Genomic DNA, 12,972 nt, shown 5'->3' with positions numbered 1-12,972 from the left:
TGGCCGTCAACGCACTCAGCCCAGACAGATGCGTGGTGTCGAAGCCCCGGCTGACCTTGTGAGCTACTTGAGACCAAAGGCCAATGCCGAATCGACGTCTGATTAAGGCGTACGCGACCTACCCGGTACTACCACTCGGCGCGCCCCACCGGCTAAGCCAGAATCGCACCATCACATCAAAGAGTCGGGATCAGGGCATCCGTATAGTCATCTTCTGCGGGCAGAGGGTGTCTGCGTTTCTTCTCGAGTATGGTCGCCACGATTGAGGCTTTCCACACAATCCCGATATCGGAAACCTTGTTTACCCGTCCTGAGTAGACGCCTAGTAGATACGAGTGCTCCACAATATGACTCCTCATACTGTTGTCCGTGAACATCATCGGCGGAGTATTCGCTGAAAAGTGAACGATCACGGGAGAACCAGACTGTCCCTCGCGGGTTCGTGCATCGACCAGGAAGCGAGGGGCATCCCCGTAACTCAACTCTGGTTCGGATGCCATTGATCCCTTAGTCCAGATTGCGAAAGACCCATGCGACGCGAGGCCAAAAGGGAATCCAACGATGTGCACCGTATCCGATGGACGAAGGTAGGGCCTGGCCGCAGTGGGATCAGGCAGTTCATATCGATGCCGGACTATCTGATTTTTGAAGTCCTCGCCGTCCTGAGTCAGAGGCAGCGCCACAACATCCACTTTAAAACCGCGGGGATGTTCGAGCCAACGGGGTCGAAGCTGATCGACGTCGTCATCGTCAAATAAGGGTTCTTCCAGCTCAGTATATTCGCCCAGTTTCCAGTTGGAATTGTGCATGATTCGGACGTGCGTCGGGGCGACGCCGTGCGACGACAAGTATTTTCCCGACGTGTCCCTCCCTGAAAGAACGTGCCGGTTAGTAATTAGGTAGTCCTGGAATTCGTGGTGGACGAGGAATCCGGTGCCCGTCGAAAGCTCCTTGTATTCGTTGTCGGGATTCAGCCAGTAGAGCTTCAACAACAGGGACCTGTATGTGGGTGCGGATACCGCTTTTTCAACCATTCACCAATTCAACATCCTTGAGGGCGGAGCTCTACTCTGCGACTCACTTCGTCGGGTTACGAGACCAGATGCTTGGCCAGGTGTGGCGATGCGACGTTTACTTGCTCGCTGATTCCGCGACGAACTATCTAAACAATCTCTGTCCCGGTGATGGATCGGCGGATTCAAGTAGTCATTGCAACAGGAGGTTTTCGATCAGTTCGATCGGCAGTTGGTGCGCATGGCGTCAGGTGGGTGAAAGGGGCTTCGAGCTGCGTGCCTGAGGTTCTGGGGAAGAGCCTGAGTCGGAGAAGCTCTGGGTCTTCTGTGCTCTGCCGATCACATCAGGGCGTTGGAGGCTCCGTATCGTTCGTATTCGTGCACCCGCAGAACCCCCGGCGCCGGGATCCCCGGCCCCGCGTCATCTAGGCGAAGCCAACCCCCAGCTTTTGCACGAAACACTGCACGAAACCAGAAAATGAACAACGACGTTCTGTATTGAGTTTCGTGCACTCTTGCTAACCTAAGCGCAGCGGCAACATCCGCCGCCCCAACAGGAGAGACCAATGCCTACCCTCAAGCCCAGGCACGCGGGCGACCACTCCAATGAGCCACGCGTCCTAATACAGGACGTGATCCCATACGAGGTGGCCGCAAGCCTTGATGCTCTGCAGGGGCCGGGGGAGGGCGTCCTGACGCTGCCGCATCACATCTATTGGGGTCCACAGGCGGACTGCGATCTGGGGCAGCTTGAAGGTGTGTTCAAGGCCTATCAGGCGATCCTGCGTGAGGGTACGCGGGCGGACCAGGAGCAGCTGCTCAACGCCGGCCTTTTGGGGAAGGTCTGGGACGAGCTGATGCTTCCCATTCGCGTCCGTGATTTGTGGGAGAACAAGTTCCCGCAGCTGGCGCAGCGCTCCTAATGTGGGACGTCGAATACCAGCGTGATGTCACGCGCCTGGCGCTTGATGCCTTGGCCAGCGGAGGTTTCGCTTTGGCAGGCTCCGGAGCAATCCGTGAACATGGAATCATCGACCGCCCCACACAGGACATCGACCTGTTCACCTCCGTCACCAGCACCGAGGCTTTCGCCCTTTCAACACAACGCCTCGCGGCCGCGATGCGGGAACGCGGCCTCGAAGTCGTGGAAGTGCGCAACGCACCACAGTTCGCGAACTTCTCTGCCACATCCCCGACAGGCCAAACCGTCGAAGTGGACCTGGGCGTCGACTGGCGCGCGGCTGAACCTGTAACCCTTTCCATCGGCCCGGTCCTGAGCCTCGAGGACGCTGTGGGAAGCAAAGTTGTTGCTGTCTACAGCCGTGGTGAAGTTCGCGACTACCTTGACCTTGATGCCATCAGGGAATCCAAGCGGTTCACTGACGGGCAGCTGCTCGACCTCGCAGCTGACCGCGACCCCGGTTTCGACGTCGGAATGTTTGCCCGACAGCTCGACCAAGTAAACCGCATTTCAAGCACTCTTCGAGTGCAGGAGTACGGCGTCGGAGAACACGAACTGGCACAGCTGAAATCCCGGCTCAGCGGATGGGCCGAGCAGCTGCACACGAACCCACCGACACTTGGCCGGCACCCGGCCCAGAAGAACCAGGAACAATCGGCAGCCGTGGATCCCCGCATGGAAAAAGTCATGAAGCTGGTACATGCCTCCTACCCAGGCTCGCCACGTGACGCGCTGCGGCCACCGGCCCAGGCACCTACAGCCGAAGCAACAAAGCAGACCAAGGGTCGAGGCACCGAACAGGACAAATCTCGGTGACGGCGAACCTCATAGGGTACGCCCGCGTAAGCACCGCCGAGCAAAACCCCCAACTGCAGCAGGACGCACTGGACCGTGCCGGAGTCATCCGCACTTTCACCGACTACGCATCCGGGTCCACCCAGGACCGTCCCGAATGGCAGCGATGCCTGGACTTCCTCCAACCCGGCAACGTCCTAGTGGTGTGGAAGCTAGATCGCGTGGGGCGATCCACAGCGGACCTCGCCCGCATCGTGACAGAACTGGACCAACGCGGCATCCAGTTCAAGTCCCTCACAGAGAGCTTCCTCGACACCACCACCGCAGACGGCCGACTGATCTTCCACATCTTCTCCGCACTGGCAGAACACGAACGCAGCAGGATGCTTGAACGCACCCGGGCCGGCCTTGAAGCCGCCCGTGCTCGCGGCCGCGTCGGTGGCCGGCCTTCCACCATGACCGCAGCTCAGGTGAACGCGGCCCGCACCATGCACGCGAAGAAAACACCCATCACCGAAATCGCCCAGGTACTCGGTGTCGGTCGGATGAGCGTAAGCCGCGCCCTGCGGAAACAGCAGGCCGAACAATCCGCTTGAATGGCTTCTCTCCAAGAAGCGGCAAGAATTAACCAGACATCGCTCAAAGGGGACTCGCACAATGGACGCACTTGCAACGGGGATTGCCATCCTCGGCGGCCTAACAGGACTGTCCGGCTTCATCATCTCCGTCCGTGCGGACCGTCGCGCAACGCGGGCAGACAAGCGCGCGGCAGCAGCCGACCTGCGGGCGATCCGAGCTGAGGAAGAAGGCTCCCGAGCAAGGCAACGCGAACTGTGGAGCGAAGTCATTAGTGCCATGCAGGATGTTGTGGGAGCCAATGTCCTTGCACAGGACCTCAGGCCGGTCCTCGTGCGCGTTCGTTCATCCATGATGGAGTTGGTCGATGGGGTAACCAGCGAGCACTACAAGCGACTCGACCGATGGATGAGCGTCGAGCACAAAGTGATCAACGGACTGCTCGAACAAACGACGGTTCAGCTGAACGGCAGCGGCCACACCATGAAGCAGATAGAAGACGCCCACCATGCGCCGAATGAATGGGCTGCAGCGTTCATCAACAATCTCCGCGTGGCACGAAAGCTAGACCCAAGTCCCGACGTCGAGGCCAGCATCGAGGAAATGATTGCCGCCGGCGAAAAGGCCCTAAGCCGACTACCAGAGCGGAAGCCACCACTACCAAACCACGGCATATCTGCAGAGAGAATCGTCTAAAGCCCCTCGCCCACATGGGCACGGCAAAAGCTCAATCCTTCGGGCTTTTCCCGCACACATGTGGACGACGGGACCCAACTGACCGTCTGCACACAACCACCACGTCATCACCGGGACAAGCCTCACCAAAGTGAGCAGTGGCCGTGCACAGCCTGCTTTCGCTGAGGTGCTAATTGACTATCTGGGTTCTGTCGTTTCTGGTGTGGGCTGGGTGGTGGGTCTTGGGTGATCGCTGGGAGTACCCCTACGCAAATCCCCCTGCCGCTTGAGAACACTTCCCACGCCCGTGGTTCCTGTGCCTGCAATGCCCCGGCCCGGTGCGGCCAGTGTGTGTCGCCAAGGCTGAAAAGAACCCGGCCCCGCCCCCCATGGCGCGACGGCAACGCCAGTCTTGGACCATGGGAAACTCATATGTTTGTGCCGTGCATGGGCTCAGCTTCCGGGAGGTCCTGGATTTTATCGGTGCGTCAGTGGGTCTGTGATGCTCCCAGGAGTATCCGATCCAGTGTCTCGGGTGTTGGCAAGTCTTTTTCGGAGTCGATTATGGCCACAAGAACGTTACGGAGAAGGACCCACGATTGCTCGGCTGTCTGGACGAGATCGGTTTCTTTGATTTCAGATCCATGCACTGCCTTGGATCGCAGTCCATAGAGTTTCTTAACGTGCTTTCTGGTTTCCAGTCTTGTCTCGGGGTCGTCGGACAGGATGACTGCCAGGTACATGGCGATCCTATAGTTCAGTTCGTGGTCGATGCCGAGTAGTGACTCGAGCCCGGCCCATGACGTGGCGATGGACATTCGTTCGCTGGACTGAAAAGGTGCTTCGCTGAGGGAATCGAACGCGAGACGGAAGGCTGGTATTTCGTAAAGTTCGATCGTGCGCCAAACGCGCTGAACCACCCAGCTGAAGTCGCCACGGGAGATGAATCCGCTGGCGAGTAGCGGTGTCTTGTTCTCTTCCAAGGCGATGGGGTTGATGAACACTCGCTTTTGTTTTCCTGCGATTTGATTCCAGGAGGAGTCACTCCAAAAGGGAACCTTGAAGAAGCAACCGCCCGTGGCTCTGAGTAGGCAGAGAGCCCGGTGGGCGAGGACCAGTGCTTGGTCGGAGTCGGCTGCAATGTCATTGCTGATGTAGAGCTCGTAGAGGTTTGTGCGGCGTTCACCTAGGACCTGATATACGTAGTGAGCACATTCGTCCTTGAGCGCCTGGTGTAGATGGATTTGCCCGGGGAAGTTATCCACGGAATGAAGGCTGATGAGTCCTTCATCGATCAGGAGTTGTCCATCTTTGTGGCGGGACGTCGTGACGTGGGCTCCTTCGATCGGAAGCGTTTCATCAGTCTCGTCTGGGAGTTCTCTCAAGCCTTGAATAAGGACGAAGTAGCCTTCACGTTCATCATTCTGAGCGTGCATTTGCGAACGGTCCTCTGCGGCCTTCATGATCTTCTCAAGCCTGGCATGCCTCGCCTTGATTTCCTCAAATGCTGACAAGGGATCGTCGGTCTGCTGCTGTGTCTCATCCATCAGAGGTTCGTTTCTCTTCCTACGGGCATTCACTTGGAGGCTGTGCACGGCCACTGCTCACTTTGGTGAGGCTTGTCCCGGTGGTGACGTGGTGGTTGTGTGCAGGCGGTCAGTTGGGTCCCGTCGTCCACATGTGTGCGGGAAAAGCCCGAAGGATTGAGCTTTTGCCGTGCCCATGTGGGCGAGGGGTTACTGTTCGGATGATCCCGTGTTCGGTGCTGTTTCGCGTGCGGTCTTCCTGCCGCGCGGGCGTCCGCCGGCTTTCCTGCCCGGGGCGTCCAGGCCGAAGCTGCGTAGGTCGGATTCTGTCCAGTCTGCACGTAGGGCGGTTTGGTAGTCCTTGGCGTACTTCTGTTCGGCGGCTATCAGTAATTGGACTGCCTCTTGGAGTTCGACGCTGCTGGCCGCTGCGTTCTTCACGGCGTTGACCTTTGCGTCCCTGGCAGCGTCAATTTTCGCGGCCGCTTTAGCGGCAATGTCGTTGATGTCCATGCGGCCAGTCTAGCCCGTGGCACTGAAATAGGGACGAATGTTTGCGGGCAAAGCACAGAAGGTGTGAGAAACCCGCAAACATTTCCCAGCGGAGCAAGCTATACATTTACACGGGTGTAAGTGGCTTGTCGTCCTCGACAGTGGCGGTCGAGTACGGCACACTTGTCAGTGTGGTCCCCGTTTCGGGGTCGCTGCGCTGGGCCTTTGAAAGGAATGATTGGGTTGTCGGAAGAGGAAAGCACTCACCGCCCCAATCTGTCTCGCCGTCGTCGTGCCAACACTCCGGCGGGGACGAAGAAGCGCCGTGACGTGTGGGTCACGGTGGAAGAGGAAGCGGCTCTCGTTGCGAGGGCCGAGCGGGAGAAAGTGACCGTTCCGAACCTGCTGGTTTCATCGGCCCTGGCCGAACGTACCGATTCACCGACCGAGCGCCGTGCCATCGGTGCCGAGCTGATGCAGCTGCACAACCTGTTGGCACGTTCTTCGAACAACATCAACCAGCTTGCACGGCAGGCCAACGCGACGGGTGAGTTCCCGGTTGAGGCGCGCGAAGCGTTGAAGCATCTGCGTTCTGTGGCTATGCGTATTGACCGTGCCATTGAGGGGTTGATGTAGGGATGATTCCGAACATCACTCGTGGTTCGCGGATGGGTGGTCTGATGGTTTATCTGGCGTCGACCGACTCTGACAAGACCAAGAATGCGCACAGTGACCCGCATTTAGTGGCAGGTGACGCGGCCATCATGAGTTGGTATGACGACGGGGTACTGGACAGGGATGATGCTCTGGCTATCGCCAAGCACCTTGACCAACCACGCAAGCTGTTCGGCGTTTCCGTTCAGGTCAAGGACTTCGAGTGGGACGCTTCCAAGAAGGAGCGCGTCCACGTTGGTTACAAGGACGCCAGTGTCTGGCATTGCTCGCTGAGTCTGCGCGCCGAAGAGGGCGCACTGACGGACCAGCAATGGGGTGACATTGCGAATGACTTTGTGGATTCCATGGGCTTCACCGAGGCAAGCGGAAAGACCCGGTGCCGATGGGCTGCGGTCAACCACGGAACGAGCGAAAACGGCAATCACCACATCCACATTGCGGTCTCACTTGTTCGTGAAGATGGCACGAAGGCATCCACCCACGGGGACTACAAGAGGGCACAACAGACCTGCCGGGAACTGGAAGTTAAGTACGGTCTGGAGCAACTCTCCACCGTGTACGCCACCCGTGGTTACGATCGTGCCGAGAAGGCCACTGCCGTGCGGGACGAACGGGAAATGCACCGTATGTCCCTGGCGCGGAAGGTGCGTGCCAGTGCCAGTTCCTCAGCTACCGAAGGTGAGTTCGTCCGCCGTGCCCGCGAGACCGGCATGCTGCTTCGCCCGCGTTACGCCAAGAACACCACCGACGTCATTGTTGGGTACTCCGTGGCCGAACGGCCCAAGGCCGGGGAGCGCCCCATCTGGTTCGGCGGAGGAACGCTCGCATCGGACTTGAAGCTGGGTGCACTGCGTGAAGAGTGGATGGACTCGCCGCACCTTGCCACCGAAGCTGCAGCCGAATGGAATGCCGCTGCACGCAACAAGCGCACCGTCTCCAGGACCGGACCCGAGAAGGCAACACCACCGGCCCAGGTGTGGGTGGAGTACACCCGCAACGCGACAGCCCTTGCTGAGCAGCTGCGTTCCATTCCCCGCGACGATCACGCGACCTGGGCGAAGGCAGCACGGGAGGTTTCCGGAGCTTTTGCCGCATGGTCACACCGTCTCGAACCCACACCCGGGCCACTGGCAGCTACGGCCGCTGAACTGTCCCGAACAGCCCAGCTCCGCGCACCCAGGACGCACAGCAAACCTATTGCGCTGCCATCCATTGCTGGGACGGCCATGTTGTTCATGGCGGCGTGGAGTAAGAACAAAACTGCTGCGCAAACAGCTCTGATGGTGCAGCTGATCAACACCGCCTTCGCCGTGTACGAAATGCATCAGCAGTCCGGCCGGACACGGGAAGCCCAGCGCATCCGTTCAGTGGTGGAGAACCAGCTCGCACCGTTCACAGGGACCATGCCCAAGGCGGCACCCGTGGAGGCCGGTCAACAGCAAACAGCTGAGGCAACGGTGCCTCCACGTGCAATTGATATCGCACGTCGAGGCCTGGTTCCCATCCGTTCTGGATCCGCGCTGCCCACCACACCAACCGCTACACCGGCAAAGACCTATCAACCCAGCCGAAGCGACACCGGCACGGGACTCGACCGATAAGAATCACACCACTAGTGCAAGGGGAACACCATGAGTGAATCAGACGGAATGGATGACTTGCTGGACGGCGGACTGCGTCAGTCCCTGATGATAGCCTCCCGCATAGCCGAGACCCTCGCCCGTCGACGGCAGGAAGAGCAGCGGCAACAGGAACACCGTGACGCGCAGGCCGCGCACGAAGCCGCCGCACGGTTTGCAGCCGAACGCAGCACCGCCCATGCGGTCCTCGCACACGTAGACAAGGACCAGTGGTGGGACAACGCCCAACCCTCCGACATTGCTACTGCACATGCCGTCGCTGAGGGATGGAAAGACTACGATCCCACTGCCCTGGCCGCGTCGGAGAAGATCCGTCATGAAGTGCTGTCCAGGTATGCCATCGACACCCGCGATGTGGTCGGTGCAGAGCTCGAAGCCGGCATCCAAACGGCGACGACTGAGAAGGCCAAAGACGAGCAGGCGCGTGGTCAGGAAGAGGAGCACAAATCTGATGCTGAGCACCAGAAAGCGACGCAACTCATCGCGGCCGCCCGCGCCGAAGAACTCCGTGCCCAAGCAGCGAAACTCGCCCCCGAAATGGAACGTCACCAGGTGCCGGCGGAGTACCTGGCCAACCCCGAACTGACCAAAGCACTCCAGCAGGCACATAACGCAAGGACACCCAAGGCCTTGGAGGTAGCGGATGCCGTTGTGAAGGAACGCATGTTCCTGATCGGCAAGGACGGCATCAACGGGCCGGATGTCGACCAGCTCCGTAAGGAGACCACGGCCAACGTGAACGGTGCCGGCGAAGAACACTTCAAAGACCCTGCCTTCGTGGACGCAGCCAAGAACCTCCACGAAGCCAAACTGCTGGCAGAGGGCGGATTCAAGGGCGACAAATGGTCGACGCAGGAACAGAGGTACGAGCGGGCCGAGAAGGAACTTTTTGCCCGCATGGAGGACATCGGCCGGGAGATCGAGAACCGCGTTACCGGAAATGACAGTAGTCGGCTAAAAGACCAGGGCCTGAAAACCGAAACCGCTGCACAGTCTGGCTACGGTTCCGCCGAACACCACCAGAAATTCGCGGATTCCCTAGCCGATACCGGTGCCAACGAAAGGCAGATCCGCGGCCGTCTCGCAGCCGCCCGCAGCGAAGGCACACACCCCAGCGCGGCCGTAACAACCGGGAAAGCCACCAAAGCCCGGAAATCCCGTACAGGATCAACCATGGGCGTTGAGCGCGGCAAAAGCGGGTTGTCGCGTTGATTTCCAGCAGCACCAGTAATTCGCGCGTAAAGGTTGAGCTCAGCGGCACCCCGGCATCTTCCTTGGACGCTGGGGACAAACCGAACACATTTGCACCAACGGCTGCTGCAAATGGTTGTGAAGATCGTCATCCATCAAAGGCTCCACGTAGCGGTAGTTAGCGCCGGTCCAAGGTTCCGAGCGACTAAACCAGTTACGTCCGCTTCAGATGCATGACCAGCCCGGGAACGACGCCCACCGAAGAAGAGGCGCACGGTCTACACCGTCCGCCTCTTCCATTCTCGGTACTGTAGAGCGCCCATTATCAGACTAGGGTGCCGTCACGGCCCCGAGTTGTCTCTAGATAACTTAGAACATCCAGGGGACTTCTGTGTGGCCGAAGTCGTTGAACGAGCCGAAGCGGCCGGCCTTGAAGGCGAGGACGTCGCCGTCCCGGTCCCGGCACGTGGTGACCTGGCCGAAGAAGACCTGGTGATCGCCGACGTCGTACTGCTGTACAACGGTGCAGTCCGCTTGGGCGAGGGCGCCCTTGATCACAGGAAGGCCGTTGTCGGTGATGTCGAAGTCGCCGTCGCCGAACCGGTCGCCGCCGCGGACAGCGAACCGCCGGGCCACTGATTCCTGCTTCGCGCCGAGGATGGACACCGCAAACTTGCCGCTTTCCATTAAGGCCTCGCCGGTCCGGGTACCGAAGTTCAGCGAGATCATCAGGATGGGTGGTTCCAGGCTGATGGAGGTCAGCGAGCTGATGGTCATCCCGTACTGTTCGTCCTCGTGCTGGGTGGTGACCACGGCGACACCGGTGAGGAAGCGGCCCATGGCGCGGCGCATGCCCATGGCATCGGGGATGGTGAAGGCTGGTGCCAGGCTCATGTCAATTGCTCCGCTCCGCTGGGACCCGGTCCGTGTAGTACCGGACTTCGAACATTTTGGCGCCGTTTTCCGAGACCCACGGTCCGTGTTCCATGCCCGGCGGGCGGGTGGCCCAGTCTCCGGCTTTGAAGGTTTTGCCGAGGCGCTGGTCCACGAACGAGCCCTCGAAGATGAAGACCTCTTCCCAGAAGTCATGGGTGAGGACGCCGTTGGGGGAGGTGTCCGTGCCGGGCTCGAACTTCAGGATGCGCGTGACACTGTCGTTGTCCGAATCCCGCGCCAGGATGGCCTCGGACAGGCCCTCGATGTGCGGGTGGCAGGGTGCGAAGTCCACCGATGAGACGGGGGTGAACTCGAATTCGGGCTTTGCCATGGTTACTCTCCGTCCGTGCCGTTGACAGTGCTGTCGATGCTGTAGGAACCCAGGAACGTGTCCAGCTCAGCGACCAGTGCGTCGTAGCCGTAGTTCCTGTAGGTGTAGGCGCCGCGGACCACGAACGGAGCACCGGCGTAGAACATCTCGTACTGTTGGTGGCGGCCGGCGAACTCGGATCCAATGATGTCCCAGGCAAGCTTGAACAGCTTGACCCGTTCCTCGCTGGCAACTCCGGGGGACTGCACGTAGCGTTCCATGTCCGGGCGGGTGACGCTGCTGGTCATGTCCGCGATGCTGGAAGGCAACTGCAGCACGCCGCCGCCCACCAGGTCGCGCAGGATCGAGATGACCCGCGGGTACGTTTCGGACTGCAGGCCCATGGCCCCGTAAAGTGCAGCCTTCCCGGGCACCCGCATGCCGGCGTCGTCCGTTGTTGCGGTGTATTCGGCAGCGAGGACGGCCGACTCAACCGACTGCACAATGGCCGCGAGTTCGCCGAGCTTCTCCTGGACACCGGGGATCTTGTCCGTACCGTTCACCTGGGTGACCTTGCGGGCCACGGAGGCAATGAACTTGAGCTTGGTGGAGAAACGGATCTGCGCTTGCCAGTTGCCCAGGGCGTGCGCGCCGGTCTCGAAGAACTGGCGGCGGAGGGTGTCGATGTTCCGGTTAATGAAGACGCGGTCCCACGGGATGAGGACGTCGTCGAACACCACCAAGGCATCCGGCTCGTCGTAGTGGCTGGTCAGCGGGTAGTCGAAGTCGCTGGTGGCGGCCGGCGCGAACGGGCGGCGGCAGTAAAGTTTCAGGCCGTCGGTGGCAACCGGGATGGCAAAGCTGACGGCGAAGTCCACGTCGTCCGGCCCCAGCGGCTTGATGCAGGTGACAAATACTTCGTCGGCGATCGCGGCACCGGTGGCCAGCATCTGCGAGCCGCGGACAACTATGCCTTCCTCGGTTTCACGCACGACGCCGACCTGCAGGTATTCGCCTTCCCACCCTGACGCTGTGGTTGCGCGGGAGACCTGCGGGGGAATGATGGCGTAAGAAAGGTACAGGTTCTCGGCCAGGACCTTCTTGTAGTACCGCTCCACGTTGCCGGCGAAGTCGCGTTCCTCGTTGTTGAAGACGTCCGCGTGCGATCCGAATGCTGCGAAGAAGGTGCCGACGTGGTCAGGGCTGCGGCCAACCCAGCCGTGCGTGTGCTTGGCCCAGGTTTCGATGGCCTGCCGGCGCAGGACCAGTTCCTCCTGTGTGCGGGGTGCTGCGAAGGTCCGGTTGGCCGGTCCGTCGATCTCCTCGGAGTGGAACTGCATGCCGTTCGCGGGATCCGCGGCGATATCGAACAACTCGGACATGGTCTGGGCAACCTTCGCGAAGGCCGGGTGTTCCAGCACGTTGCCGACCACCTCGCCGTCGAGGATCACCGTCCGGCCGTCATTCAGGGACTTCAGGTACTCTTTTCCGGTCCTCATCAGAGTGAGCCTTTCTTGATTTTGTAGTTATGTTCAATGGTGATCCCATTCGGGAACGAGAGCTCCAACTTCCAGGAAGTTCCATCAACGAACTTCCCGTCCAGCAGGGGCAGAGTTCCGCCAAGGCACATGAAGTCGGCGTCACCGATGTCCGTGCGGGCCAAAAGGCGTTCGACGACGTCGGCCGGCTTGCGCAGGCCGCTCAACGGGCCTTCCTGGTACAACTCGCCATCCACCCAGGAGCGTGCAGTGCACTGGTCGAGGTCGAGGTCCGCCAGGGATTCGACGGCGATGACCTCGCCCGCGACCGGCTTGGGGCATGCCCGCTTGGAATCGCCGATGTCCGTGGCTTCGATGTCACGGTCAGTGTGGTCGGATCCGATGCCCAGGTAGAACTTCCCCTCGTGGCGGATATAGAGGGGTTCGATCTCGCCGGACGTCAGGTTCTCCGATGCGTCGTGCTCGCCCGAGGTCTCGAACAGGTCAGAGTCCATGCGGTAGAACATGGGTACCTCCGGCGGCGGCGCTACTCCAATGGCCGCCAGCTCATCGATGTGGTGCTGGACTGCTTCAGGATCCCGTCCCGTGTAGCCGGCCACCACTGCGTGGAAGTCCATGAGCGTGATTGTTGTGTCCGTGTCCACCACCCTGAGGGTGAGCGGGACTTGCCGTGTTGTTTCCAT

14 protein-coding genes are annotated in these 12,972 nt (G+C 60.2%); 7 read left to right on the top strand and 7 right to left on the bottom strand.

The window, feature by feature from the left end:
• Positions 1 to 176 precede the first annotated feature (176 nt).
• A complete protein-coding gene (locus QRM57_RS12185) occupies positions 177 to 1,034 on the bottom strand; it encodes a S1 family peptidase (protein ID WP_284986800.1) in 858 nt (285 codons plus the stop codon).
• Positions 1,035 to 1,579: 545 nt separating this feature from the next.
• Here QRM57_RS12185 and QRM57_RS12180 point away from each other — a divergent pair.
• From QRM57_RS12180 to QRM57_RS12165, 4 genes are all read left to right on the top strand, one after another.
• Positions 1,580 to 1,936, top strand: a complete 357-nt coding sequence (locus QRM57_RS12180; protein WP_284986799.1) for a transcriptional regulator — start codon at positions 1,580 to 1,582, stop codon at positions 1,934 to 1,936.
• On the top strand, positions 1,936 to 2,790 hold the full coding sequence (locus tag QRM57_RS12175; RefSeq protein ID WP_284986798.1) for a nucleotidyl transferase AbiEii/AbiGii toxin family protein: 855 nt from the start codon (positions 1,936 to 1,938) through the stop codon (positions 2,788 to 2,790). Before QRM57_RS12180 ends, QRM57_RS12175 begins: the two co-directional genes overlap by 1 nt.
• Positions 2,787 to 3,365: a recombinase family protein gene (locus QRM57_RS12170; protein ID WP_284986797.1), complete on the top strand. Its 579-nt coding sequence runs from the start codon at positions 2,787 to 2,789 to the stop codon at positions 3,363 to 3,365. The genes QRM57_RS12175 and QRM57_RS12170 overlap by 4 nt, the downstream gene beginning before the upstream one ends.
• Positions 3,366 to 3,426: 61 nt before the next feature.
• The gene (locus tag QRM57_RS12165) at positions 3,427 to 4,041 is read left to right on the top strand and encodes a hypothetical protein (RefSeq protein ID WP_284986796.1); all 615 of its coding nucleotides are present in this window, start codon (positions 3,427 to 3,429) and stop codon (positions 4,039 to 4,041) included.
• Positions 4,042 to 4,508: 467 nt separating this feature from the next.
• Here QRM57_RS12165 and QRM57_RS12160 read toward each other — a convergent pair whose 3' ends face one another.
• Positions 4,509 to 5,567: a HEPN domain-containing protein gene (locus QRM57_RS12160; RefSeq protein WP_284986795.1), complete on the bottom strand. Its 1,059-nt coding sequence runs from the start codon at positions 5,565 to 5,567 to the stop codon at positions 4,509 to 4,511.
• A gap of 189 nt (positions 5,568 to 5,756) precedes the next feature.
• Positions 5,757 to 6,059 (bottom strand): hypothetical protein, encoded by a 303-nt coding sequence (locus tag QRM57_RS12155; protein WP_284986794.1) that lies wholly within the window; start codon positions 6,057 to 6,059, stop codon positions 5,757 to 5,759.
• Positions 6,060 to 6,281: 222 nt separating this feature from the next.
• On the opposite strand from QRM57_RS12155, the gene mobC reads away from it, so the two are divergent.
• The 3 genes from mobC to QRM57_RS12140 are packed head-to-tail and all read left to right on the top strand — an operon-like array spanning position 6,282 to position 9,565.
• On the top strand, positions 6,282 to 6,674 hold the full coding sequence (mobC, locus tag QRM57_RS12150) for a plasmid mobilization relaxosome protein MobC (protein WP_502868644.1): 393 nt from the start codon (positions 6,282 to 6,284) through the stop codon (positions 6,672 to 6,674).
• A 2-nt stretch (positions 6,675 to 6,676) separates the two neighbouring features.
• The gene (locus QRM57_RS12145) at positions 6,677 to 8,314 is read left to right on the top strand and encodes a relaxase/mobilization nuclease domain-containing protein (protein WP_284986793.1); all 1,638 of its coding nucleotides are present in this window, start codon (positions 6,677 to 6,679) and stop codon (positions 8,312 to 8,314) included.
• A gap of 30 nt (positions 8,315 to 8,344) precedes the next feature.
• Positions 8,345 to 9,565 carry a hypothetical protein gene (locus tag QRM57_RS12140; RefSeq protein ID WP_284986792.1) on the top strand — a complete coding sequence of 407 codons (1,221 nt, stop codon included), beginning with the start codon at positions 8,345 to 8,347 and terminating at the stop codon, positions 9,563 to 9,565.
• A 348-nt stretch (positions 9,566 to 9,913) separates the two neighbouring features.
• Here QRM57_RS12140 and QRM57_RS12135 read toward each other — a convergent pair whose 3' ends face one another.
• From QRM57_RS12135 to QRM57_RS12120, 4 genes are read right to left on the bottom strand one after another with little or no spacing between them, the layout of a single operon-like run.
• The gene (locus tag QRM57_RS12135; RefSeq protein WP_284986791.1) at positions 9,914 to 10,438 is read right to left on the bottom strand and encodes a flavin reductase family protein; all 525 of its coding nucleotides are present in this window, start codon (positions 10,436 to 10,438) and stop codon (positions 9,914 to 9,916) included.
• Between the two features lies 1 nt (position 10,439).
• On the bottom strand, positions 10,440 to 10,811 hold the full coding sequence (locus QRM57_RS12130; RefSeq protein WP_284986790.1) for a cupin domain-containing protein: 372 nt from the start codon (positions 10,809 to 10,811) through the stop codon (positions 10,440 to 10,442).
• Positions 10,812 to 10,813: 2 nt separating this feature from the next.
• A complete protein-coding gene (locus QRM57_RS12125; protein WP_284986789.1) occupies positions 10,814 to 12,289 on the bottom strand; it encodes a 4-hydroxyphenylacetate 3-hydroxylase family protein in 1,476 nt (491 codons plus the stop codon).
• A complete protein-coding gene (locus tag QRM57_RS12120; RefSeq protein ID WP_284986788.1) occupies positions 12,289 to 12,972 on the bottom strand; it encodes a DUF2848 family protein in 684 nt (227 codons plus the stop codon). Before QRM57_RS12120 ends, QRM57_RS12125 begins: the two co-directional genes overlap by 1 nt.

This window comes from Arthrobacter sp. fls2-241-R2A-172 (assembly GCF_030208885.1).
Classification (GTDB): Bacteria; Actinomycetota; Actinomycetes; order Actinomycetales; family Micrococcaceae; genus Arthrobacter.
The sequence above is the reverse complement of the archived record's forward strand: the minus strand, read 5'-3'. Positions and strand labels throughout refer to the sequence as shown.